The organism is Enterobacter sp. Lyrl_3, assembly GCF_051948675.1.
GTDB classification, from domain to species: Bacteria; Pseudomonadota; Gammaproteobacteria; order Enterobacterales; family Enterobacteriaceae; genus Enterobacter; species Enterobacter cloacae.
Window position 1 is genome coordinate 34,261 of record NZ_JAYJLI010000006.1, and the last position, 24,921, is coordinate 59,181.

Genomic DNA, 24,921 nt, shown 5'->3' on the forward strand with positions numbered 1-24,921 from the left:
ACGTTTGATTTAAGGCGAAAAAAAAGGCGGCACAGTGCCGCCTGTTGGGAAGGTTATCGTCAGCGGTTTATAAATCTGGAGGATTTTTCCCTTCTTCAATAAACGCGGCATCCAGCTCTTCGGCGTTACCCGCATGATCGCGACCGGAGAAGAGGTTCCAGCAGGCGATAAACAGCGCGGCAATCAGCGGGCCAATCACGAAGCCGTTAATGCCGTACAGCTCCATGCCGCCAAGCGTTGAGATCAGGATCAGGTAGTCCGGCATTTTGGTGTCTTTGCCTACCAGCAGCGGGCGCAGGATATTATCCACCAGCCCGACGATAATCACGAAGAAGCCGACAATGAACAGCCCCTGCCAGATCTGATGCGTCGCGAAGAGGAAAATGGCAGCCGGAACCCAGACAATCGCCGACCCCACCGCAGGCACCAGGGAGAGGAAGGCCATCAGCGCTCCCCAGAGGATGCTGCCGTCGATACCGGCAATGGCAAACGCAATCCCGCCGAGCGTGCCCTGAACCACCGCGACAACCGCCGTGCCTTTTACCGTCGCCCGCGAGACGCCGACAAACTTTGCGAACAGGTGCTGCTTGGCGAAATCGGACAGAGGCAGGGAGTCGAGGATCTGGCGCACCAGGAACGGCCCGTCTTTCAGCAAGAAGAACAGCAGATACAGCATGATGCCGAAGCTAATGGCAAAGCCGAATGTCCCTTTGCCGATCAGAAACGCGCTGCCCGCCAGATACTGCCCGCCCTGCAGGGCGACATCGGAGAGTTTTTTCTGGATCTGCGCGGCGTTGGTCAGGTTGTGATCCGCGAGGAAACCGCTGGCCCAGTCCGGCAGATGGTTAAAGATGCTCGCCACCACCTCCGGGAACTGGGTGTTGTTCTCCTGCAGTTTGGTGTACACCACGTTCAGCTCAATGGCGAGCGAGGAGAAGATCACCATCAACGGGATAAAGACAATCAGGCAGATAATGCCGATGGTCAGCAGCGAGGCCAGCCCGTTGCGATCTCCCAGTGCGGCGCGCAGCTTGTTTTTTACCGGATTAAAGATAACGGTCAGAATGGCGGCCCACAGAATGGCGGAGAAGTAGGGCGACAGCACGTCGAAAAACGCCCACGTCACGAGGGCGAGAATAAAGATAAAGAAACCTTTGGTCAGTCCGTTAAAGCGCATCAGTCAGTCCTGGTTACTAAGAAACTGTGACGACTATAGAACTGATTGACGGATTTACCAACCATTGCGCCGGGGGGCGCAGGCGACGCGCCGCCGGGCAATGTCAGGATGGGAGGGGTCAAATCTCCTCAAACAGCGGGCTCACCAGCGCAACGTGCGTTTTCACGCCCACTGCCAGCGCGGCCTCGTCGATGCGAAAGTGTGGATTGTGGACGTTCCAGACCGCGCCTTTTTCCTCGTTGCCGCAGCCGATGAACAGAAACGTTCCCGGGACTTTCTCCTGATACGAGGAGAAATCCTCGCTGCCAAACAGGGCCCGATCGGCAAGCTGCAGCGTTCCTTCTTCGAAGTGCGCTGCAATCGCCGCTTTGGCGATGGCATTGGTGTCGGCATGGTTGTTGCCAACGGCGTAACCCTGCTGCCAGCGGATCTCACAGCGCGCGCCGTGGGCACTGACGACGCCCTCGACAATACGCTGCACCAGCTGCGGTACCTGCTCGCGTACCTGCTGATTATGAGTACGCACCGTTCCGGCCAGGCGGGCGCTGTCCGGAATCACGTTATAGCTGTCACCGGCCTGGAAGGTCGCGATGGTCAGCACCGGGGCGTTAATCGGGTCGAGATTACGCGCCACTACGTTTTGCAGCGCGGTGACAACTTCAGCGCCGATTACCACCGGGTCGATGCAGAACTGCGGCATTGAGCCATGTCCGCCCCGGCCGAAAATTGTGATATCAAAATTATCGCTGGAGGCGACATAGACCCCTTCTTTCAGCGTAATGTTACCGGTAGGACTGGTCGGGAAAACGTGCAGACCGAAGATCTTCTCGACATCGTCAACCACACCTTTCTCCACCAGTTCGCGCGCGCCGCCCGGCGGCACTTCTTCGGCAGGCTGGAAGATAAACTTGATGCTGCCGCACAGCTGGCTGCGCAGGTGGCAAAGCACTTTCGCCGCGCCCATCAGCATGGCGGTGTGGGCATCGTGACCGCAGGCGTGCATTACGCCGGGTTTGGTTGAGCTGAATGCTTCACCGCTCTCTTCCTGCAGCGGCAGGGCGTCGATATCAGCACGCAGTGCCCACATCGGGCCGGGTTTTTCACCCTGTAATACCGCCACCACGCTGTTCTCCAGCGGGCGGCTAATCGTCAGCTCCGGCAGATTCGCCAGTTCACGGGCGATAAAATCTGCGGTCGGCTTTTCCTGAAATGAGAGATCCGGGTTGGCATGAATATGCCTGCGCCAGCGGATCACCTCGTCGTGAACGTCGCGGATAAGGTTTTCAGTGCTACTTTTCATGACAGTCTCCTTCAGTCAGTCACCGGCAGTGAGGGCGCAGGTTTTTTTATCAATGGCACTATCGCCACGCCCGCGCACACCATTGCCAGTGACAAGAAAATAAATGCGCTTTCATAACTGTGGCTTTTTCCAACGAGATAGCCAATAACAACCGGTGAAACGAAGCCCCCAGCGTCCCTCCGGTGTTTATCAGCCCGATGGCCGAGCCCATGATGTTCTCCGGCAGGCGTTTCATTGGCAGGGTAAACGCGGTCACAAAGGTGGCCATCAGGAAGATCTCCCCCACGAACAGCAGGATGCTGGCACTCACCGCCGTGGCGGTGTGGAAGATGCCGAGAATGGCAGCAGCGCTCACCAGTGCGCAGATCAAAATCACCTGTGGCTCGCGGTGGTGGAAGTATTTTCCGACCAGCCAGCCGGTGCACAACGACGAAAGCCAGATCCCCGCGCCGCCAGCCGCCACGATATAACCGGACACCTCAATCGGCATGCCCATGCTCTGGACAAAGAATTTAGGCAGCCAGGCCAACAGGCCATAGCTTGGGATATTGATGCAAAACACCGAGAAAAACAGCAGCAGCACCGTGGGGTTACGCCACAGCGCCTCGCGTTGGCCATGTGCGGCCTGGCGTGGCGCGGGTTTCTGATACGGCACGCGCAAGGCGATCAGCAGGGCGATGGCGCAGGCAACGATCCCCAGTGCCACAAAGGAGGCGTGCCAGCCCAGGTGTTCCAGCGCCGAGACGGCCACAATCGGCCCGACGGTCATCGCCAGCCCGGCGGAAGAGAGCAGGACCGACTGGGCGAAGGTGCGTTTTTCCAGCGTAAAATTGCTGACCACCGCTTTCGCGCAGGAGCAGGGATAGCCGGAATGCCCCAGGCCGGAGAGAAAGCGAAACACCAGCAGCAGGCCAACGCTCATACCCAGCGCGCCAAAGCAGAGGGCGAAGATCCCCAGCGCGCACAGAGAAAGGATCAGCATGGTTTTGTAGCCGATTCGGTCGTTTAGCCAGCCAGCAGGCACCTGAAAGAGAGAGTAGGCGAGAAAGAAGATCCCGGTGATATAGCCCAGCTGCGCGGTGGTAAGCCCGAACTCTTTTTCGATCGGCAGCAGGGCAAAACCCATTACGGTTTTATCGATGTAGACCACGACATAGCCGATAAAAAGTAAAAAAATCATCTGTGACTGGCTTTTCATTGTGTTTTCCGCCTGACGTCAGAGTGTGATGAGAATTGTTGTGTGCACTCTGAATCTAGGGGTTTACCAGACAGGCGGGAAGATATAATTTTGCTATAGGTGATGCTTTTTTGTTATAGGGCGAGCGATGAAATATCTGCCAAAACTCGGCCATCTTCAGGCCTTTCGTCAGGTGGCGCGCAGCGGCAGTATCCGTTCGGCCGCACGGGAACTGGGCGTTTCGCAGCCCGGATTGAGCCGTACATTGCGTGAGCTTGAGCAAACTTTAGGCACCCAACTTTTATTGCGCAGCAAAGAGGGAATTGCTCTTACCGAGGCGGGAATGGCGTTTTCCCAACGGGCGGAGTGGGTGCTTGAAGAGCTGCGGCGTGCGGCGGATGAAGTGGAGCAGATTAACCATTTTACTCACGGGCGTCTGACGGTGGGGTTCTCTTCGCTTATTGCGCTGACCGTCTTTCCCGATGTGGCCGAGGCGTTCAAGAAAACGCTGCCCCAGGTCTTGCTGACGGTGAAGGAGGGGCAGCTCTCTTCGCTCCTGCCTGGCGTACGAAACGGTGAAATAGATATGGCTATCGGCTCGGTGGATCCGATGGCGCCGCCGGAAGGGGTGATGATCGAACCGCTGTTTACCTCGCCGTTTTGCATCATCGCACGCAAGGGGCACCCACTGGCAGAAGCCCGCGATCTGATGGCGCTGCGTCAGGCCAAATGGCTGCTGCCGGAGTCGTCCATGGGCTACTACCAGCAGCTACAAAATGAGCTCAGCCATTTTTATCGACAGGTGGATATCACCCCGCTGCGCACCGATTCCGTCATCACGGGGCTGAATATGGTGCTTAACGCGGACTATCTGACGGTGGTCGCGCGGGCAATGTGTCAGCCGCTACAGCTTGATGACAAGCTGGTGGCGTTGCCCATCACCCAACTGCCGTCGGCGCAGTATTGCGCGGTGTGGTCGCAAAAGTCGGCGATGACCACCAACGCGCGTCAGTTTTTGATTCGCCTGCGCGAAGCATGCAGAGGGTTTAGCTGGTAGCGGACAGATACGACTTTTGTCTGAGCCAGAATCACAGCCGTCCGCGCCATGCTGTAAGTATCTGCTTGCGGAGGTGCTTATGGCCTGGCGTCCGATTCTGTATGTGATCCTCACAACCCATCCCCGACTCAGTGCGCGACGCGCCCGGTTGCGTCTGGTCGTCTAGCTTTTTTATGTTAATCGCGGTATAACACACCTTCTTTGGATGTTTAGATGTCCATACGTATAGAAGGTAATATGCAAACACAACAAGAAAATGGGCAGCTAAAGCGCACCATGAAAACACGCCACCTGATTATGCTCTCGCTGGGTGGCGTGATTGGCACAGGGTTATTCTTTAATACCGGTTATATCATTTCGACAACCGGGGCAGCAGGCACGCTGCTGGCCTATCTCATTGGCGCACTGGTGGTCTGGCTGGTGATGCAGTGTCTGGGCGAGCTGTCGGTGGCGATGCCGGAAACCGGCGCGTTTCACGTCTATGCCGCTCGTTACCTCGGCCCGGCGACGGGCTATACCGTGGCGTGGCTGTACTGGCTCACCTGGACGGTGGCGCTAGGATCGAGCTTTACCGCTGCCGGGTTCTGTATGCAGTACTGGTTCCCACAGGTGCCCGTCTGGGTATGGTGCGTGGTCTTCTGCGTGGTGATTTTTGGCCTTAACGTTATCTCCACGCGTTTCTTTGCCGAGGGCGAATTCTGGTTCTCGCTGGTGAAAGTTATCACCATCATCGCCTTTATTATTCTTGGCGGCGCGGCGATCTTTGGCTTTATTCCAATGCAGGACGGTTCGCCTGCGCCGGGTCTGAGCAACATTACCGCTGAAGGCTGGTTCCCGCATGGCGGCCTGCCGATCCTGATGACCATGGTGGCGGTGAACTTTGCCTTCTCCGGCACCGAGCTTATCGGCATTGCGGCGGGCGAAACGGAAAACCCGCATAAGGTTATTCCGGTGGCGATCCGTGCGACCATTGCCCGGTTGATCATCTTCTTTATCGGCACCGTGTTTGTGCTGGCGGCGCTGATCCCGATGCAGCAGGCCGGGGTGGAAAAGAGCCCGTTTGTGCTGGTGTTTGAAAAAGTCGGGATCCCGTATGCGGCAGATATCTTTAACTTTGTGATTTTGACCGCGATCCTCTCGGCGGCAAACTCCGGCTTGTACGCCTCAGGGCGCATGCTGTGGTCGCTTTCTAACGAGAAAACGCTGCCGCGCTGCTTTGCCCGCGTCAATAAAAACGGCGTGCCGCTGACGGCGCTCTCCGTTTCCATGCTCGGTGGCGTGCTGGCGCTCTTCTCAAGCGTGGTTGCGCCGGACACGGTGTTTGTGGCGCTGTCGGCCATTTCCGGTTTTGCGGTGGTGGCGGTGTGGATCAGCATCTGCGCGTCGCACTTTGTCTTCCGTCGTCGTCATCTGCAGTCCGGACAGCCGCTGTCTGCTCTGCACTATCGCGCGCCGTGGTATCCGCTGGTGCCGGTGCTCGGGTTTATCCTCTGCGTGGTGGCGTGTATCGGCCTGTGGTTTGATCCGAGCCAGCGCATTGCCCTTTATTGTGGCCTGCCGTTCGTCGCCCTGTGTTATGGTGCCTACTACCTGACCCGAAACCTGACATCGCAGGAGCCTGAACATGTCGCAGAATAATCCGCTTACCGCCCTCCTTGAAAAGCAGCCGTTTGTGGTGCTGGATGGCGCAATGGCAACTGAACTGGAAGCGCGCGGGTGCAACCTTGCAGACAACCTCTGGTCTGCCAAAGTATTGATGGAAAACCCGGAGCTTATCCGTGAAGTCCACCTCGACTACTACCGCGCGGGCGCGCAGGTGGCGATCACCGCCAGTTATCAGGCCACGCCTGCGGGCTTTGCGGCGCGCGGTCTGGACGAGGCGCAGTCCCGCGCGTTGATCGGCAAAAGCGTGGAGCTGGCGCGTAAGGCGCGTGAAGCGTATCTGGCGGAAAATCCGCATGCAGGCACGCTGCTGGTGGCGGGGTCCGTTGGGCCGTATGGCGCCTATCTGGCGGATGGCTCTGAGTATCGCGGTGATTATGTGCGTCGCGCCGAAGAGTTTACCGCGTTTCATCGTCCGCGCATTGAGGCGTTGCTGGATGCGGGGGCGGATCTGCTGGCTTGCGAAACGCTGCCCTCCTTTGAGGAGATCAAGGCGCTGGCAGCACTTGTGGCTGAGTATCCCCGCGCCCGGGCATGGTTCTCGTTTACCCTGCGCGACAGCGAGCACCTGAGCGACGGGACACCGCTGCGGGAAGTTGTCGCGGCCCTGAAAGATAATTCGCAGGTCGTGGCGCTGGGCATCAACTGTATCGCGCTGGAAAACACTACCGCGGCGCTGAAACACCTGCACAGCCTGACGACACTGCCGCTGTTGGTCTATCCGAACTCGGGCGAGCATTATGATGCGGTGACCAAAACCTGGCACCATCACGGTGAAGCGTGCGAGACGCTGGCGGGGTATTTGCCCCAGTGGCTGGAGGCCGGTGCCAGATTAATCGGTGGATGCTGTCGCACCACGCCGAAAGATATTGCTGAGCTTAACGCGCAGCGATAATCCTGATTCCCGGTCAGCAGTTATGCAGGCCGGGAATAATTCTCTTTATACCCTTCCCATTATTTCTTTCTGACCAATTCAGATGCCTATCCCAACTAGATAATTTCTGTTCGCGTGCGAATGATATTGTCTCCTGACACAGATACTTTTTGAGTTTATGTAATTAATTTTCACACTCCAGCAACAAATCCACTTTGATAATCTCGTGTTTATGACTGTTGGTGTGGGTTAAAAGGTTAAGCTTTAGAATGATAATCTATCATTATTATTTATTTTAGTATAAAAAACTAATTGATGTGTAATTCATTTTTATTATTCTAATTAAATCTCTTATTTAAGAATGTCTTTTGTTTTTGATCTGATGGCTTATTTTGCCTTTTGTTTTTTCATCGTCGGGTTATTATTTGTTGCATCAGCGAAGCGCAGGGAGATATGCGTAAGTTCAACTGAATTTGCTGATGATGATGTTTAAGAGATTATTTGATTGCTGAATAATTTAATTAATCCCAATTTTCGGGCGGGGCATCTATTGCCCAAATTCAGCCATCACAAATCTTATGTGTGTGTCATTCACTTAATTTACAGGACGATATTTATGAAAATGAACAAACTCTTTACTGCACTGGTTCTGGCTTCTGGTATGGCTGCTTTCGGTGCTCAGGCTGACCAGGGTAGCGGCGTTGTGACCTTCACCGGTTCTGTTATCGATGCGCCATGTTCAATCGCGGCAGGTGATGAAGATCAGACCATTAGCCTCGGCCAGGTTTCCAGTTCCGCGGTGGCGAACGGCGGTACCTCTACGCCGGTTCCGTTTTACATTCACCTGGAAAACTGCTCTGTTGAGACCGCTACCACTGTGACCACTACCTTCTCCGGCGCGGATTCCAGCGTTGACGGTGCAGTACTGGGCGTAACCGGTAATGCAACCGATGTTGGCATCGTGATGACCGATGGCGACAGCAACACTATCACCCTGGGTGAAGCCACGAGTGGACAGAACGTGGTTAATGGCGACAACACTCTGACCTATTCCGCATACATCATCGGTGGAGAAGCACCAACCGAAGGTGATTTCACCGCTGTGACTAACTGGACTCTGGCTTACGAATAAGCCCTGACCTTATTTCGATGATTCGTCAGACGGCCTTTGCAGGCCGTCTGATATTCGATACCGACTGAATAAGTGAAAAGGGTTTGCTATGGGTTATATATTTTCGAATACAACAAAATTAGTTAAAACACTCCCTTTTCTCCTGTCTGGTTATTGCCTGCCTTTATTCGCTGCAAACCTGGGGGAGGGTGCCGTCCTGATTCAGGGGGCGGTGCTCTACACACCCTGTGCAATTGATCTCGATAGCCGTGATCAAACGATTGATATGGGCGATACACCCGTGTCGGAAATTGCGACTAAAGGTTACGGCCCCACCCGTGCCTTCACCGTTCGCTTAATTAATTGCCTGATGCTGCCAACACCCGGGAACAGCAAATATGACTCCGAGTACTACCAGATAACGTTCGAGCCCATGATCGGCACAGAGCGATTTTCAGTACATGGAGACGCGCAGGGCATTGAACTGGCGATCCGCGATATTGACGGCAATATCGCCGCGCCTGGTGTGGCGTTTCCCGCCAGAGAGGTCACGGCGGGCAGTATGAACCTGAATTATTCGCTTCAGCTTGTCAGCAACGGACAGCCGCTTAAAGCCGGGGATTACCAGTTTCTGATCCGCTTCAGAATGGATTACTACTGAGATGAAAAAAACGATACGGACATTCCGACGCTCAACGCTCAGCGTGCTGATTTTGGCTTTAATCGTGCCGGTGGCGAAAAGCTGGGCCGACGATGATATTCAGTTCAATACCGACGTGCTGGACACGCAGGACAAGAGCAATATCGATCTTAGCCACTTTTCGCGTCGAGGCTACGTCATGCCCGGCGACTACACCTTCAGCATCATGGTGAACAAAGACATCCTGCGCGAAGAGCGAATCGTGGTCTATCCCGAGGGTGAAAACGGCCGGGACAGCCTGATTTGCCTGACGCCAGAGCAGCTCTCTCGCTTCAACCTGAAGGCCAGCGTCATGGACGATCTTCGCTGGCTGCGCGACGGTGAGTGTCTGGACAAAGCCAGTCTCGAAGGGCTGGATATGCGCGTCGACCTTGCAAAGGACACGCTTTATCTGGCGATCCCACAGGCGTGGCTGGAGTACACTGCGCCAAACTGGGATCCGCCTTCGCGCTGGGATGAGGGTATCCCTGGTGTGATTGCCGACTACAACCTCAATGTTCAGGCGCAGCAGAATCAAACCGGTTCAGACAGCCAAAATATCAGCGGGAATGGGGTCCTGGGGGCCAACCTGGGACCATGGCGTGCCCGCGCCGACTGGCAGACCAGCTGGTACAAGCGTGACGGGAAAACGGACAAGGATTTCGCCTTTAGCCGTTACTACCTCTACCGCGCCATTCCTTCACTGAAAGCGAAGCTGACGGTGGGGGAAGATTACCTCAGCTCCGATATCTTCGATACCTTCCGCTTTAGCGGCGTTAGCCTGAATTCCGATCTCAGCATGTTGCCGCCGAGCCTGCGTGGCTACGCGCCAGAAGTGACGGGGATCTCCCGTTCAGGCGGTAAAGTGACCATCAGCCAGCAGGGACGCGTAATACACGAAACGCAGGTGGCCGCCGGGGCATTTCGTATTCAGGAACTGAATGATGCCATCTCTGGCACGCTCGACGTAAGGGTGGAAGAGCTGGACGGCAGCGTGCAGGTCTTTCAGGTCACGACGGCTTCGGTTCCCTACCTGACGCGCCCGGGTGCGGTGCGCTACAAGCTGGCAGCGGGTAAACCCTCCGAGTGGGGGCACAGCATGATCGGGCCGATGTTCACCTCGGGAGAAATCTCCTGGGGCGTGGCCAACGGCTGGACGCTGTACGGCGGCTCGGTGATCGGCGGTGACTATAATGCCCTGTCGGTGGGGATCGGGCGCGATCTCTTCATCCTCGGCGCGCTGGCCTTCGACGTAACGCAGTCGCGGGCGGTATTGCCTTCTGAAGGAACGCTGTCCGGTACCTCTTACCGGGTGAGCTACTCAAAAACCTTCGACGAGTACGACAGCCAGGTCACCTTTGCCGGGTATCGTTTCTCCGAACGCGACTTTATGAGTATGTCGGAGTACCTCGATACCCGCTACGGCAGCGGCACGTCGCACAGCCCGAAAGAAAAATACACGGTGTCGTTTAACAAACGCTTCCGTGATGTCGGGCTGAGCGCTTACCTCAACTACAGCCATCAGACCTACTGGAACAGCGCGGATAACGATCGCGTAAGCCTGTCGCTATCGCGCTATGTCGATCTCGGTCCATTCAAGAACATGAGCGTATCGCTTACGGCCTACCGCAGCGAGTACTACTCCCTGAAAGACGACGGGGCATACATTTCCGTGTCGTTGCCGATAGGTAACGGCACCTCGCTCAGCTATGGCGCCACAATTAACCGCACCGATAACACACATCGCGTGAGCTATTACGGCCGGGTGGATGAACACAATAGCTTCCAGGTCAGCAGCGGCCTTTCCCGCAGCGGCCCGACGGCGTACGGCTACTACACCTGGCAGGGCGATAGCGCGCAGGTACAGACCAACGCCAGCTATCAGTCCGGCAGTTATACCGCGCTGGGCATGAACGTGACCGGCGGTCTGACCCTGACCACCGAAGGGGGCGCAGCGCACCGCTCGAACGCGCGGGGCGGCAGCCGCGTACTGGTGGATACCGCAGGCGTCGACGGCGTGCCCGTGAAGGGATTCGGCGCCTCGGTGAAAACCAACCGATTCGGGAAAGCGGTGATTGGCGATGTGAACAGCTACTACCGCAATCCGATCCGCATTGACGTTGACAAGCTTGATGAAAACGCTGACGTCACCCGATCGGTCTCACAGGCCACGCTCACCGAAGGGGCGATCGGCTATCGCCAGTTTGACGTGATTGCAGGTGGTAAAGCGATGGCCTTTATCCGCAAGGCTGACGGGAGCTTCCCGCCATTTGGGGCCTCGGTGATGAACGAGAAAAACCAGGAAACGGGGGTGGTGAATGACGAAGGAAGCGTCTGGCTAAGCGGCATTCAGCCAAACGGCAAAATGACCGTCAAATGGGATGGACAAGCCCGCTGCGTGGTAAACCTGCCGGCCGTGCTGCCAGCCGTGCTGGAGAATTTGCTTTTAACCTGTGCGCCGGAATAACCGGCCTGAACAACGAGATGAGTTAATCAAGATGACAATTGTGCGAATTTCCGCCCTGACGGGCCTGGCACTGATGGTTTCAGGCGTGGCGACAGCCGCCATATCGCTGGACAGAACTCGGGTGATTTTTGACGGCGCGGCAAAATCCGTCAGCCTGCGCCTGACCAATGAAAATAAAACACTGCCGTATCTGGCGCAGGGATGGGTGGAAGATGCACAGGGTAAAAAAATCACCGATCCGCTGGTGCTGCTGCCGCCGGTTCAGCGCATTGAACCAGGCGAGCAGAGTCAAATCAAGGTGCAATCCACCGCGGGGATCCAGCGCCTGCCACAGGACAGGGAGTCGCTGTTCTATTTCAATCTGCGCGAGATCCCGCCCAAAAGCAGCAAGCCTAATACGCTGCAACTGGCGCTCCAGACCCGCATCAAGCTCTTTTATCGCCCGGCCGCTATTGAAGTGCAGCGTGCCGATTATTCCACGCCGTTTCAGGAACAGCTGACCCTGACGCGGGTAGGGGATAAATACCGCGTGAATAATCCGACGCCGTATTACATCTCGCTGGTGAATGCGTCTTCGACGCTCACTGGCAAAGCGGCGGCAGGCTTCAAGCCGATTATGGTTGAGCCGAAAGGTCAGCTGGTGCTGACACCTTCTGCTGCTGCGCTCGGCAGCGCACCAGTGCTAACTTACGTCAACGACTTCGGTGGCCGCGCAAAGCTGATCTTCAGCTGTGGCGGCAACGAGTGCAAAGCCGTTCCGCAGGAAAAGAAAAAATAACCGTCGGGAGAGTGGCATGACTATCGCGTACTGGAAAAAGGGGAGCGGGCTCGCTCTGATGCTGCTGGCAGGATCGCTAAATGCCGCGGACGAATTGGTCGATGGCAACTATGGGCTGCTGCACGTGCGCGGTGCGCTGACGGAAAGCGCCTGCCGTCTGGAGATGGACTCCGCGTGGCAGGAGGTGGACATGGGGACGACGGCAACGGGTGCGCTTAAAAAGCCAGGCAACCAGGGTACGCCGGTGCGGGTGGAGATCCATCTGGAGGATTGTATGCCATCACCCACCTCAGTACGCGATGCGTGGAGCGGCGATTTGCTCTGGAGTCGGGATCAGCCTTCGGTCACGGTCAGCTTTGTTGCGCCGGGAGAGTTGTTTAATCCGGGCCTGGTCCGCGTGACCGGGGCCAGCGGGTTAGGGCTACACCTGACCGACAGACTGCACCGTTCGGTTCGTCTTAACGATGAGGGGCATCCGCTGTTGCTGGAGTCAGATAACAACACGCTTTTTTATTATCTCACGCCGGAACGTACCTCTGCACCGCTGGTGGCGGGGGCATGGCAGGCGCTGATCCACTTCAGGCTTAATTATGACTAGTTCACGTTTTGCTCTGCTTATCGCTTTGTTGCTGGCCAATCCAGTGGCCTGGTCATCCCTGACGGTAAACGTCACCGGCGTGGTCGTGGAGGGAGTGTGTGAAATCAACAACGGTGAAACCGTCCACGTGGATTTTGGCAGCAACCTGCAGGCGCGCCAGCTGGACGGTGAGAACTTTATGAAAACCATCGACTATTCGCTGGTCTGTGAAGATCTGACCTCCAACGATCTGGAGATGCAGTTTGAAGGCGCGGCAGCCTCGTTTAGCGACGACTATCTGGCCACAGACCGCGAAGGGCTGGGGATCAAATTGTATATGAACGGAGAATCGATGCCGCTAAATACCTGGATGCCGTTTACCTGGCCGGAGGTGCCCGTTTTGCAGGCCGCGCCGATTAAAGATGGCGCATCAACCGTGGAAACGGGCGTGTTTAGCGCGTCAGCCACGCTGAAAATTCAGTATCAGTAGGAGAATACTCCATGAAAAAAATGCTCTTTGCGCTTCTTCTGTTTCTCGGCATGGCATTTAGTCACACCGCTTCAGCCTCAATCTGGAGTTGGATCGACACCCTCAAATCGTGCGGCTCGAACTCCTGCTACGACTACACTTTCACGATTGCCGACTGGGATGAAAATGACGCAACGCCAAATCCATGCTATCAGCTCTCGGCCTGTACTCTGATCATCGGACACAGACATAATGTTGCGGGGACTTCAGGACCAGGAATAGAGCGTTCCTGGGACGCGGGGTCCTATCCGTTTTTGATCACCGCAGAGACAATGGGTGAGGTAAGTCAGCAGTTTAAAACCATTTTCACGTTCCCTTATTCGTCCACGACGCGGCACAGCGGTGTGGCTGTCAATTGGGAAGAGTGCGTGGGTTTTTTTTACGCAGCGGGCAAAAACCTTGGTAACAACGCGTCAAACGTCAACCAAAGCGCTTTTCAGGGCCACCCTATGATGCCTGGGAGTATTTGTGGTGTTGCTCCACAGCCCAGCGGTTCCTGCGATTTCAATCAGGACGTACTGACCCTCGACCACGGCACGCTGACGCGTCAGGAGCTTGATGGGCATGAGGTCAGTGAAAACGTCAGTATTAACTGTACGACATCACAGACGCTCAAGCTGTATATCTACTCCGCAGACAACGTGCAGCTGCGTGACGACGGCAGTCTCTATTCCGAGCTTTATATGAATGACAACGTACTCGGCACGTCGGGCTTCACTCTGGACGTCGCCGAACAGGAAAATGTCGTTGTGAAATCAGTTCTTCATACAAATGGCAGCGTGGCGGCAGGTGAGTTTTCGGGCTCCACTGTGATGCTGATTACGGTGGAGTGATGAAAATGACTGCGTTGCCCTTGAACAATATCGATCTCTACTGCGCGCTTATGATGGGGGAGATCGTTCCCTATTATCAGCCGCTGATTAACAGCCGGACCCAGCGTTTGTACGGGCTGGAAATATTAATGCGCTGGTCACTCTCTGAGGAGAATGCCTCACCCCTGGCGCTTATCCGCGCATTTGACGAGAATGGTCTGTTGCCTGAAATGATGCAACACCTGATGCGCAAGGTTGCGGCAGATATTAACGAACTGGATGCATTGCTGCCTGTTGGGCTTCATCTTTCGCTCAATGTGAGCTCTTCACAGGTCGCGAAGCCCGGCTTTGTGTTTGATACGCTCTCGTTTCTGGCATCCATTCCTCTGGAAAAATATTGTCTGGTGGTCGAGGTCACCGAAGAGCAACCATTGCCGCCTACGCCTGAGGTTACGGGCGCTTTTCTGAAGTTGCAGCTGGCGGGGGGCGAGATCTATCTGGATGATTTTGGTACCGGCTGCTCTAATCTGGAATACCTTGAGCAATTTAGCGTGGACGGGGTGAAGGTGGACCAGCTTTTCGTTAAGCATCTTTCCTCTGATAAAGCGTCAACATCCATTGCAGCGATGGTTGCTGGCCTGGCGAAAGCGCGGGGTCTTGGCATCATTGCTGAAGGGGTTGAAACCTCTGAACAATCACAGCTGCTGCGCGATATGGGGATTGTTATTCAGCAGGGCTATCTCTTTTCCTGCGCATTAAGTCAGTCGCAGTTACGGGAGTATCTTGCCGCCAGACGGTTACATTTTCAGATGAAAAACAGGAAATAAGAGAGTCGTTGATTATAATTTGTCATGACGTAAGTAAAAATTTCCAGACAGTATGATACGCAATTGAACGGGTATTTTGTCACTTTATTCCAATACGCTAAACTAGCTATCGGCATTAACGCCATGAAGAGTGTGGATTAATATTGGAGCTGGTGACAGTGTTATGCATTTCATATTAAACAATAATGTCTCTTTCAACGTTGCTGAAAGGACAGTGTCGGATGGAAAAACGCAACATGTGCTTTCTAATCCGGCATGCAGGCTTCTTCTCGTACTCCTGGAGAATAATAACCGGCTAATGACCAGAGAAGAACTTTTGCAGAAGGTTTGGGGCGATTTTGGATTAACCCCATCCAGTAATAGTTTGAATAATAATATCAGTATATTGCGTAAGATTTTCACTGAGTTTGGAATTCATGATGTGCTCAAAACTGTCCCTAAACAAGGCTTTGAGTTGGCGCTGGAAAATCTTCAGGTCAATGAAAAGTCCAGAGACTATTTGGTGATGCAGGCGATTTCAAAACCTGAAAAAGAGCCCAGTGTACATAAGACCCGGTTGATTAAATGGACCGGCGTGTTGTTCATTATTATTGGATTAGCAATCGCTTTATATCTCAATTTTTTCGACAAACGTGAGGATGTCACGCTTTTAAAACAAGTGCAGCAGTGCAAGATCTTTTATCACAGCAAAGTGAATGCAAAGAGAGTGGAACACTATTTCTCTGAAGGAAACGGGATGAAATTGCTGACGAAGTGTTCAACGCCTGCCTATATTTTTTACGATGACAGTAAAGTGCATGAGAAAACTGAGCTTCTTGAAATCTTTGTCGCAAAATGTACGGTCGATAGTGAAGGGGAATTTAGTGAATGTAAAAACTTCGTCTCGACTAAAGTGGGCTAGCCTTGCTATGTTGTTGATCGCGGTATTTATTGGTGCGTTGCTGTATGTGCCCAAGGATACCCGCGTGCTGGATTGCACAGCAGATATGAATCTTGAGCTGGGTAAAGACCATGACAAGATCGTCGCCAACATCCATCTCGTCGTTCACTTCGTTCCAGATGAGCTCAGCTACATTACCGAGTATGGGGTCGTGACCTACAACAACCAGCGCTATATCGTCGATCGCTATGCCCGACTGCGTTATTCTGGAGATAACCGTCACTCTTTTAATGAATTTAAAAGAGAAGGGATAGAGAAGAATATTAGTGAAACACTACCTGACTCTTTATCTGAAAAACTCACTTCAGCACAAAAGGTCTTTTTATTTAAGGTGCGGAAGTTACAGGGTGAAATATGGAGCATTAGCGATTTGCGGCGTACGGTATTAGTGTGCGCTAAATCAGACTGATGCCGTTATTTTTTTAATTATATCTCCGCCTCTTAATGTTAAGAGGCTGGAGTCTTTTTGTCTTTAAAATGCATTTGGGTGTAAATTTCATGCCATTAAACGTTCTGATAACACAGGATAGTTATCTCTTTCATGGGTTGAAACACTGTATGTCTCTTAAACATATTCAGGATCTTACACTACTTGAAACCTCACATCGAGAGTGTGTGGTTCTGGTAGACAGCAGAATGCCGATGAACGACCTTGAGCACGGGTGGCGGTTTCTCTCGGCTATGTTTGAGCGAACTAAGGCTATTATGCTTTGTATGAATCAACCCGTGAGCTTGCCCTTCAGCGTAAAACCCTGTGGAGACACTGTTGATATGAAAACCAGCCCAGAAAATATATCGCTGATGATCCTTAATAAAATCTCTATTGCAATGCCGGATAAATGGTCACCGCCGGTGCGAATAAAAATAGAAGAAAGAGAGGTTGCATTAATTAATGCGTTTCTGTGCGGAAAGGATATCGAAGAGATGGCAACGATGTTTTGTTGTTCTCAAAAGGAGGTCTATAAGCTTAGAGACAAAGTTTGCCAGCGGCTTAACGTCAGGCATTTTTATATTGCTTGTTTATATATTTTTCGCCACGGGTTACTGCAACGGTCTTATACGTTACCCGAAACCTGGTTATGGTATTAAAAGCGAAGACGCGAAACGGTAACCCGCGTTACCGTTTCGCATTTCATTACGCAGCCTCCGCCAACATAAACATCCCGTACGGATGGATCTCAAGGTAGTACGCATCGCCCACGTCCGGTTGCAGGCGCGTGGCGTTCACCTGAAGTAAAATCTCCTGCCCGTGCCAGTCGACAATCACCTCATACTGCGGCCCCATATAAGCGACGTGGCGGATAGTGCAGCGCTGGCTCTCCTCGCCGCGCTGGCTTAGCGTAATCGCCTCCGGACGTACACCGACCGTACCTTCGCCCTGCGTAGCAAAATGTAGCTGTCGCGGCAGACGGTAGCCGTAGATTTCCACGACATCCTCGCTGAAGCGCGCCGGGAAGAGGTTGGCATCCCCCATAAAACTCGCCATAAAGCGAGACGCCGGCTGTCGATAGAGATCCTGAGGCGAGCCAATCTGCATAATGTTGCCCTTGTTCATCACCAGCACGGTGTCGGAGACCGCAAACGCCTCGCTTTGATCGTGCGTCACGTACAGCGAGGTGATGTTGAACTGCTTTTGCAGTTCGCGAATTTTGTCCCGCATGCTGCGCCTGAGGTTCGCATCGAGGTTGCTCAGCGGTTCATCAAAGAGCAACACTTTGGGTTTGAGGATCAGAGCGCGGGCCAGCGCCACGCGCTGCTGCTGGCCGCCGGAAATCTGATCCACGTAGCGATCTTCAAACCCCTCCAGGTCAACCATCGCCAGGGCTTCTTTGACCCGTGATTTTATCTCCGGGCGCGAAACGCCCAGCATCTTCAGACCGTAGCCCACGTTCTCGCCCAGCGACATATGCGGGAAGAGCGCGTAGGACTGAAACACCATACAGATATCGCGCTGCTGAATGGAGCGGTGGGTCACATCCTCTCCATCAATGTAAATCTGTCCTTCCGTCGGTTTTTCCAGCCCGGCGACCAGGCGCAGCACGGTAGTTTTACCGCAGCCGGACGGGCCGAGCAGCGTTACCATTTGTCCCTGCGGGATCGCCAGGTTGATGTTTTCAATTACAGTGTTTGCGCCAAAGCGTTTGGTCACGTTGCGCAGTTCAACAAAATGTTTCTCAGTCATAGTGTTACGCCCGGTTTTTGGCTTTAGAACGGGAGATACGCGCCTCGCCGATCAGCCAGTCAAAGAGGAAAATGATCGCCAGCATGACCACAATCAGGATCGAGCCGTAGGCAATCGCCACGCCGTATTCACCGTCTTCCACACGGTTCAGAATGTAGGCCGTTGCCACGCGGGTATCCGGCGTGACGAGGAACACAATGGCGCTGACGGTGGTAATGGCACGCACAAAGCTGTAAATCAGTGCCGATAAAATGGCCGGACGCAGCAGCGGCAGCAGGATGTGGGTGATGGTGCGCAGGCTTCCGGCCCGCAGGCTCAGCGAAGCCTCGTCCAGCGACTTGTCGATCTGCCCTAATCCCGCGATCCCGGCGCGAATGCCCACCGGCACGTTACGCATTACCATGGAAATAATCACGATGGCGGCGGTGCCCGTGAGGTACACCGGCGCGCTGTTAAAGGCCAGAATGTACGACACGCCCGCCACGGTACCCGGTACGGCAAAGCACAGCATGGTAGTGAACTCGATGGTCTTTTTACCCCGGAACTGCTGGCGCACTACAACCCAGGCAATCAGCAGGCCGAAGACGGCGGTGATCGGCGCGGCAATCCCGGCGTAGAGCAGGGTATCTAGCAGCGAAGGCCACGCGCCGTCGCTCATCCCCTGCCCGAACAGCTTGATAAAGTTATCCAGCGTCAGGGTGTAATCCACGCCCCAGTTGACGGTAAAGCTGCCGTAGAAAATGCTGCCGTAAAGCAGGGCGTTAAAGGCGATCCACACCGCCAGCAGGGCGATCACGCTCCACACCAGCGTCACCGGCAGCGGCTGCACGTCTCCGCGGTACGATTTACCGGATACGGTTACGTAGGAGCGCTTGCCGATCCACATGTACTGAATGCAGAACACCAGCAGCGAGAACAGCAGGAGGAAGGCTCCGAGGGTACTCGCCGCCTGATAATCCAACTGTGAGCCGGTAATGTAGAAGTAAATCTGCGTGGCCAGCACGTCGAAGTTCCCGCCCAGCACCAGCGGGTTACTGAAATCGGCCAGCGACTGCACAACCACGATTAAGAACGCATTTGCCAGCGCCGGTTTCAGCAGCGGCACGAAGACGCCGTTAAAGGTCTGCCAGCGGCTGGCGCGTAGGGTGTACGAGGCCTCTTCCAGCGACGGGTGGATGGTTTTGATTGCGCCGTCGAGGATCATAAAGGCCATCGGCGTGAAGGCCAGCACCTGCGCCAGCCAGATGCCGGTGAAGCCGTACAGCCAGTTAGTGTTGGTTAACCCAAACCAGTCCACCATCAGCTCCGTAATATAGCCAGAGCGCCCCATCATAAGTGTAACGCCCAACCCCACCACGAACGGCGGGGTAACGATGGGCAGAATCGAGAAGATACGGCCAATGATGGCGCTGCGTTTGGCGATGCGCGTGGTGTATATCGCCAACACCAGCCCAAAGAAGGTGCAGCCGATCCCGACGGCAATCGACAGCATAATTGAATTGATGATGACCTGAATAATGTGCGCCTGGGACAGCACATTCATGAACGCCAGCGGGGCGAATTCACCTGCGTCGTTGGTGAACATCGGAATGAAAATGGCGATGCTCGGCCAGACGATAAAAATCCCGATCAACGCCACGATGGTAATCAGCGAGCCGATGACAAAACGATCGCCGCCCAGCCACTCCAGGCGGGTGAGGGCCAGCGTCATGATGGCGCCCAGGGCGACAAACAGCACGATGGTGGCATAGCCTAAACCGCGTCCTTCCACGGTGGCGCTGATGACCACGAACGCCATACACAGCAGTGCCCAGCCCGCGTCAAGGTAGTGGCGGCTGCGCTGCTCGCGCTTTGCTTCGTTAAACGGGCGTACCAGCAGCAAGCTCGGCAGCAGGTACCACAGCCAGCTGATGTTGAACTGGGACCAGCCGTAGGCGTCGAGGATCTCATCCCCGGTCGACTCCAGCAGGCCGTAATCAAGGCTCCAGCTCGGCAGCAGGGCAAAGGCCAGCCAGCCGAGTAAAACCCACAGGAATACCGCATCCCGTTTTTTGGCGGGATGAAGAGCATGTGTCTGTGACATAAATTTTCCGGGTGTTGGATGCCCGGCAAATGAATGCTGCCGGGCGATGACCACTGTTCGCGGGCTTATTTACCCATCTTCACGTCGCTGACCCATTTATTGATCAGCGCTTTACGCACGTCCGTGGAGCCGTACTTGTCCATGTCATAGCTGATGAGCTTGAGGTCATCGAGCTTGAGCGAGTTCGGTGAGGTCTCGGCTGTGGTGTTGGTCAGGATTTGGTAGGATTTGCCCTTCTTCCACGCCAGCTCCTGCGCTTCTTTGGAGAGCACCCAGTCCACGAACAGCTTCGCGTTCTCTTCGTTGCGCGCGCCCTTCAGAATGCTTACACCGCCAATTTCATACCCGGTGCCTTCGCAGGGAGAGATCAGTTCCAGCGGTGCACCCTGCTCTTTTTCCAGCGAATAGTCGTGCAGGAAGCCGATGCCGATGGCGGTTTCACCACGTGCGGCGTTACGCGCCGGGGCAATGCCGGATTTGGTGTACTGAGACACGTTGCCGTTCAGCTGTTTCAGGTAGTCGAAGGCCTGATCTTCCCCCCACAGCTGGACGAAGGTCGCCAGCGCGGTATAGGCGGTGCCGGAGCTTTGTGGATCGGCAATCTGGATCTCGCCCTTGTATTCCGGTTTGGTCAGATCCTTCCAGCATTTGGGCACCGGCAGATTTTTCTCTTTCAGGCGCTGGGTGTTAACGCCAAAGCCTAAGATCCCGACATAGACCGCAGAGGAGAGGTTGCCCTTCACCTTGGCCGGATCGCGGAATTTCTCCATGATCTGTTCCAGGTTTTCCGATTTATAGGGCTGGAGTAACCCCATCTCACCGGCCTGGGACTGCGGATCCAGCGTGCCGCCGTACCAGACATCGGCCTGTGGGTTTTTCTTCTCGGCATCCACCTTCGCCAGCGTGCTGCCGGAACCGTTGCGGATAAACGAGGTTTTAACATCGTACTTTTCACCGAATGCTTTGGTTTCCACTTCGCACATTTCGTTAGTGGCGCTGCAGTACACCACCAGACGGCCTTTGGCCTGTGCGGCACCGGTTAAGGTAGCCAGTGCGATCCCGGAAGCAATGAGGGTAGAGAGAAGCGTTGTTTTCATTATTCAGCCCTTTTTATGACGTTATGTGACTGCGAGAAGCGGTGATGCCCGCCATCAGCAAGGGCATCAGTAATAAACCCATCAGGACGGCGGCAATCGAGAGCAAACTGAACATCCCTGACCAGCCGTAGCGTTCAATCACCTGCGACAGCGGCCATCCGGCCAGCGAGGCACCCAGATAGGCAAATACGCCGAGAAAGCCGGTAATCGAGCCTGCCGCCAGTTTGTGTCCACACTCAACGGCGGCAAGGCCAATGAGCATCTGCGGACCGAAGACGAAAAATCCGACCGTAAAAAAACACATCGCCAGCAGGGCATAGTGATGAACCGGTGCCAGCCACAGCGCAGCGACAGACACCATCAGCCCCAGCGTGAACAGCAAAATCATCGGTGCACGCTGGCCGCTGAACAGCAGATCTGATCCCCATCCAGCAAATAACGCGCCCAGTAACCCGCCCACTTCGAACAGCATCACCGTGGCGTTGGCGCTAAGCAGGTTCACGCCGTGGCTTTCTGCCAGCCAAATATTGCCCCAGTCGTTCAGGGCGATGCGGATGAGATACACCAGCACATACGACGCCCCGAGCAGCCAGATCATCGGGTTTTGCAGCATGGTGGTACGCAACATCTGCCATAACCCCATCGGCGGGCTTTGCTGCTGCTGGCGCAGCTCCAGCGGATCGCTACGCCACTCCCCGACCGTGGGCAAACCCTCCTCCTGCGGTGTACCCCGCAGTTGTGTGGTCAGCCACAGGCCGAGCACGATGCTGATGATCCCCGGTGTCAGCATCGCCGCCTGCCACCCCCATCGATGGGCGGCAACGGCGCAAATCAACGGAATAATCGCGCCACCGATATTGATGGAGGTATTCCAGCAGCCCCACCAGAAGCCGCGTTCGTTACGCGAATACCAGTGGGTCAGCAGCCTGGCGCAGGGCGGCCAGCCCCAGCCCTGAAAGAAGCCGTTCAGCGTCCAGATAAACAGAAGCAGCGGGAATGCATCGCTAAAGCTGAACAGCACGTTCAGCACGCCCGTAGCCAGCAGCCCGATGCCCATAAACGCGCGCTGTCCGTGGCTGTCGTGCCAGAGCCCGGCGGCGAATTTAGACAACCCGTAGCTGAGATAAAACAGCGAACCGATAAGCCCGATATCGCCCTTGCTCAGCCCCAGATCCAGCTGCAGCGCGGGTAAAACATAGTTCAGACTTTTTCGCGTCAGGTAAAACGCGGCGTAGCCAATCGCCATACAAAGGAGCAGCCTGGGGCGCAGCGCCCGGTAACGTTGTGAAACCTCTTCAGCAGACAGTGCGTGCATGGCGTTCTCCGTTTGAGATGACTGTAGGGAAGTGCGGCATAAATGGGATGAGACAAAGTCTGGAGTGACTAAGACTTTTTCCTGGTCAGAGCGGCGTTTGTTGCAAATTTGTGGGCAGGTTAACAATTACGCGCGTCCCTGGAAGGGATTCCAGCGTCAGTTCGCCGCCGAGCGCAGAGACGCGCTCGCGCATGCCCTGAATGCCAAAGCCGGGCTGCTGCTGCGGGCTAATGCCGCTACCGTTATCGTGCACCTCAAGGTACAGCCGCGCGTGCCGCTGGCAGAGCAGAATTGTGACTTCGCTTGCGTTGGCGTGTTTGCAGACGTTGTTGAGCAGCTCCTGAAGCAGGCGATATAGCGTAAAGACCAGCGTTTCGCTCTCCGGCGGCGTGGGAAGCCGGTAGTCAAAGTGGCAGCGGATCCCGCGTTCAGCAAAGGCGAACTCGTTGACCAGGTGGTGCAGAGCCTCGTGGAGCGACAGTTCTTCCAGCACGGGGGGGCGAAGCTGGCGCAAAAGCTGGCGTGTGGAGTGGTGAATACGCCGCGCGAGATCGTTGATCTGTCCAGCGGCCTCAATGGCGAGCGGCGTATCGCTCGTCCGCTTCACCAACTGAGACTGAATCTGGATAGCGGTGATGTTCTGGCCAATCTCATCATGAAGCTCGCGCGCCAGCAGCTTGCGGGTGTCCTCTTCGGAATGGATCAGTTTCTCCGCCAGCGCCCGCCTGGCCTGAAGTTCATTCTCAAGTCGATGGCGATAGCGTTCGAGGTTCATCGCCAGATGCTGCTGGCGGCTGATAGCGATTCCCAGGCCAATCCCCAGCAACGACTGGGTAGAGAGAAAAATTTCCAGTTCGAGAAGGTCGCTAAATCCGACGCCCACCTGGCGGGCAATGGTGATCATCATGCTGCCGAGCAGCCCGGAAAGGACACCACCCTGCCAGCCGAATTTCCACGCCATCACCACGTTGGGCAGGAACACGATAATCAGCAGCAGCCGCTCCAGCGCCGGGGAGAGCACCATCTGCGTGCCGATGCCGATAATGAAAAACAGGCTGCACCAGATAATCAGCGAGGTGCGCAGCGGCGGATTGCTGGTGTCCAGCCCCAGCAGATGGTAACGATGCTGCTGGCGTAAAAATTCGAAGACAAGATAGACGAACGGCGTAAGCAGCACGCCACCCGTAAATGAGCCGAGCAAAAGCAGCGTGGCCGGGCTGTCCAGAAAGGGCGACAGGAGCAAGGTTTGCAGTAGGGCATTCACCGTCACCGCCGCAATCAGGGTCGACAGCCGCTGCCAGTAGAGCGGGAAACGGTGCCAGTACCGCTGCGCCAGCCATGCGCTGACTATGCCGATAAGCGGCACAGTTAGCATCATATAACGTGTGAGGAGTTGCTCGCCGTGCAGCCACAGAATGGCGGCAAGGGGGGGAAGAATTAATGCAGGCCAGTAGTGGCGTGAAAGTAAAATCATCAGTGCCAGCCACACCCCCTGCGGCAGAAACAGCACCGCCTGCTGGCCGTTGTGGGTAAGGTAGAAACTCAGCGTCCACAGCATCAGCCAGCCGGTTCCCCAGGCCAGCATAATGAACAGGGACAGGATCAGATGCCGGACAGCGCGCCGCATCAGTGACCCGTCAGCAGTTGGTTATCAAGCGCAAAGTGCACCAGGTCGATGGTGCTGTTGCACTGAAGCTTGCCCAGTACATTGGCACGATGAACGTGTACTGTTTTATGGCTCAGCGCAAGCGTATAGGCGATCTCCTTCACGCTTTCTCCTTTCACCAGCAGTTCAAACACTTCGCGTTCGCGCGGGGTGAGCGCCTCAAGCACTTTTGGCATCGGCTCGCCGCCGCGCAGCGCTTTTACCGCATCGGCACACAGATAATGCCCGCCCATGCCGACGGTGCGCACGGCCTGCACCAGTTCCTCCGGGCCGCAGCGCTTGGTCAGATAGCCGCTTGCACCCGCGTCGAGAGCACTTTGCACAAAGGCCGGGGTATCGTAGATGCTCAGGATGATGGCGCGAAACGTTGGCCGCTGCTGGCGCAGGCGCTTGAGCAGGCTAAGACCGTTTTCGTCCGGCATCGCAACATCCATCACCGCCACGTCGATATCGTTGCGCGACAGGACGGGCCACGCCTCTGCAGCGCTGCTGAACTGACCCTCTACGACTAAATCCTCTTCCAGATTTAACAGTTGGGCGAAACCGGAACGCACCACCACGTGATCGTCCACCAGCACCACTTTAATCATCTCGACACCTTTTGCTCATTC

23 protein-coding genes are annotated in these 24,921 nt (G+C 55.3%); 14 read left to right on the forward strand and 9 right to left on the reverse strand.

Going from position 1 to position 24,921, the window contains the following annotated elements:
* Positions 1 to 67 precede the first annotated feature (67 nt).
* The 3 genes from VF709_RS13190 to VF709_RS13200 all read right to left on the reverse strand — a co-directional run bounded on the left by VF709_RS13190 (position 68) and on the right by VF709_RS13200 (position 3,675).
* The gene (locus tag VF709_RS13190) at positions 68 to 1,177 is read right to left on the reverse strand and encodes an AI-2E family transporter (RefSeq protein WP_013095768.1); all 1,110 of its coding nucleotides are present in this window, start codon (positions 1,175 to 1,177) and stop codon (positions 68 to 70) included.
* A 118-nt stretch (positions 1,178 to 1,295) separates the two neighbouring features.
* Positions 1,296 to 2,477 (reverse strand): amidohydrolase, encoded by a 1,182-nt coding sequence (locus VF709_RS13195; protein WP_029882448.1) that lies wholly within the window; start codon positions 2,475 to 2,477, stop codon positions 1,296 to 1,298.
* Positions 2,478 to 2,535: 58 nt separating this feature from the next.
* Positions 2,536 to 3,675 (reverse strand): MFS transporter, encoded by a 1,140-nt coding sequence (locus VF709_RS13200; RefSeq protein ID WP_223232815.1) that lies wholly within the window; start codon positions 3,673 to 3,675, stop codon positions 2,536 to 2,538.
* A gap of 127 nt (positions 3,676 to 3,802) precedes the next feature.
* Here VF709_RS13200 and VF709_RS13205 point away from each other — a divergent pair, with 127 nt between their 5' ends.
* The 14 genes from VF709_RS13205 to VF709_RS13270 all read left to right on the forward strand — a co-directional run bounded on the left by VF709_RS13205 (position 3,803) and on the right by VF709_RS13270 (position 17,056).
* Positions 3,803 to 4,711: a LysR substrate-binding domain-containing protein gene (locus VF709_RS13205; protein WP_013095771.1), complete on the forward strand. Its 909-nt coding sequence runs from the start codon at positions 3,803 to 3,805 to the stop codon at positions 4,709 to 4,711.
* Between the two features lie 237 nt (positions 4,712 to 4,948).
* On the forward strand, positions 4,949 to 6,349 hold the full coding sequence (gene mmuP, locus VF709_RS13210; RefSeq protein ID WP_013095772.1) for an S-methylmethionine permease: 1,401 nt from the start codon (positions 4,949 to 4,951) through the stop codon (positions 6,347 to 6,349).
* The gene (gene mmuM / locus VF709_RS13215) at positions 6,336 to 7,268 is read left to right on the forward strand and encodes a homocysteine S-methyltransferase (RefSeq protein WP_086528193.1); all 933 of its coding nucleotides are present in this window, start codon (positions 6,336 to 6,338) and stop codon (positions 7,266 to 7,268) included. The genes mmuP and mmuM overlap by 14 nt, the downstream gene beginning before the upstream one ends.
* 595 nt (positions 7,269 to 7,863) lie before the next feature.
* Positions 7,864 to 8,379, forward strand: a complete 516-nt coding sequence (locus VF709_RS13220) for a fimbrial protein (protein WP_013095775.1) — start codon at positions 7,864 to 7,866, stop codon at positions 8,377 to 8,379.
* Positions 8,380 to 8,467: 88 nt separating this feature from the next.
* Positions 8,468 to 9,019: a fimbrial protein gene (locus VF709_RS13225; RefSeq protein ID WP_149896797.1), complete on the forward strand. Its 552-nt coding sequence runs from the start codon at positions 8,468 to 8,470 to the stop codon at positions 9,017 to 9,019.
* 1 nt (position 9,020) lies between these two features.
* Positions 9,021 to 11,504, forward strand: a complete 2,484-nt coding sequence (locus VF709_RS13230) for an outer membrane usher protein (protein ID WP_038418766.1) — start codon at positions 9,021 to 9,023, stop codon at positions 11,502 to 11,504.
* 31 nt (positions 11,505 to 11,535) lie between these two features.
* Entirely contained in the window at positions 11,536 to 12,282 is a 747-nt protein-coding gene (locus VF709_RS13235; RefSeq protein ID WP_013095778.1) for a fimbria/pilus periplasmic chaperone, read from the forward strand.
* Between the two features lie 16 nt (positions 12,283 to 12,298).
* Positions 12,299 to 12,880, forward strand: coding sequence for a fimbrial protein (locus VF709_RS13240; RefSeq protein WP_038418767.1), 582 nt, complete (start codon positions 12,299 to 12,301; stop codon positions 12,878 to 12,880).
* Positions 12,873 to 13,349 carry a fimbrial protein gene (locus VF709_RS13245; RefSeq protein ID WP_013095780.1) on the forward strand — a complete coding sequence of 159 codons (477 nt, stop codon included), beginning with the start codon at positions 12,873 to 12,875 and terminating at the stop codon, positions 13,347 to 13,349. Before VF709_RS13240 ends, VF709_RS13245 begins: the two co-directional genes overlap by 8 nt.
* Positions 13,350 to 13,360: 11 nt before the next feature.
* Positions 13,361 to 14,221, forward strand: coding sequence for an MrpH family fimbial adhesin (locus VF709_RS13250; protein WP_038418768.1), 861 nt, complete (start codon positions 13,361 to 13,363; stop codon positions 14,219 to 14,221).
* A 5-nt stretch (positions 14,222 to 14,226) separates the two neighbouring features.
* Positions 14,227 to 15,027, forward strand: a complete 801-nt coding sequence (locus VF709_RS13255; RefSeq protein ID WP_440231715.1) for an EAL domain-containing protein — start codon at positions 14,227 to 14,229, stop codon at positions 15,025 to 15,027.
* Positions 15,028 to 15,190: 163 nt separating this feature from the next.
* Entirely contained in the window at positions 15,191 to 15,928 is a 738-nt protein-coding gene (locus VF709_RS13260) for a winged helix-turn-helix domain-containing protein (RefSeq protein WP_038418769.1), read from the forward strand.
* 7 nt (positions 15,929 to 15,935) lie between these two features.
* Positions 15,936 to 16,376 carry a hypothetical protein gene (locus tag VF709_RS13265; RefSeq protein WP_072193804.1) on the forward strand — a complete coding sequence of 147 codons (441 nt, stop codon included), beginning with the start codon at positions 15,936 to 15,938 and terminating at the stop codon, positions 16,374 to 16,376.
* 233 nt (positions 16,377 to 16,609) lie between these two features.
* On the forward strand, positions 16,610 to 17,056 hold the full coding sequence (locus VF709_RS13270; RefSeq protein ID WP_048970495.1) for a hypothetical protein: 447 nt from the start codon (positions 16,610 to 16,612) through the stop codon (positions 17,054 to 17,056).
* Between the two features lie 46 nt (positions 17,057 to 17,102).
* Here VF709_RS13270 and fbpC read toward each other — a convergent pair whose 3' ends face one another.
* The 6 genes from fbpC to VF709_RS13300 form a co-directional block, all read right to left on the reverse strand.
* Positions 17,103 to 18,149, reverse strand: coding sequence for a ferric ABC transporter ATP-binding protein (gene fbpC / locus VF709_RS13275; RefSeq protein ID WP_038418772.1), 1,047 nt, complete (start codon positions 18,147 to 18,149; stop codon positions 17,103 to 17,105).
* A gap of 4 nt (positions 18,150 to 18,153) precedes the next feature.
* Positions 18,154 to 20,232: an ABC transporter permease gene (locus VF709_RS13280; protein ID WP_038418773.1), complete on the reverse strand. Its 2,079-nt coding sequence runs from the start codon at positions 20,230 to 20,232 to the stop codon at positions 18,154 to 18,156.
* 65 nt (positions 20,233 to 20,297) lie between these two features.
* Positions 20,298 to 21,329: an ABC transporter substrate-binding protein gene (locus VF709_RS13285; protein WP_013095789.1), complete on the reverse strand. Its 1,032-nt coding sequence runs from the start codon at positions 21,327 to 21,329 to the stop codon at positions 20,298 to 20,300.
* 13 nt (positions 21,330 to 21,342) lie between these two features.
* Complete coding sequence (uhpC, locus tag VF709_RS13290; RefSeq protein WP_048970435.1) at positions 21,343 to 22,644, reverse strand: MFS transporter family glucose-6-phosphate receptor UhpC; 1,302 nt, start codon at positions 22,642 to 22,644, stop codon at positions 21,343 to 21,345.
* A gap of 85 nt (positions 22,645 to 22,729) precedes the next feature.
* Complete coding sequence (locus tag VF709_RS13295; protein ID WP_013095791.1) at positions 22,730 to 24,271, reverse strand: MASE1 domain-containing sensor histidine kinase; 1,542 nt, start codon at positions 24,269 to 24,271, stop codon at positions 22,730 to 22,732.
* Positions 24,271 to 24,900 (reverse strand): response regulator transcription factor, encoded by a 630-nt coding sequence (locus VF709_RS13300; protein WP_013095792.1) that lies wholly within the window; start codon positions 24,898 to 24,900, stop codon positions 24,271 to 24,273. Before VF709_RS13300 ends, VF709_RS13295 begins: the two co-directional genes overlap by 1 nt.
* Positions 24,901 to 24,921: the final 21 nt, after the last annotated feature.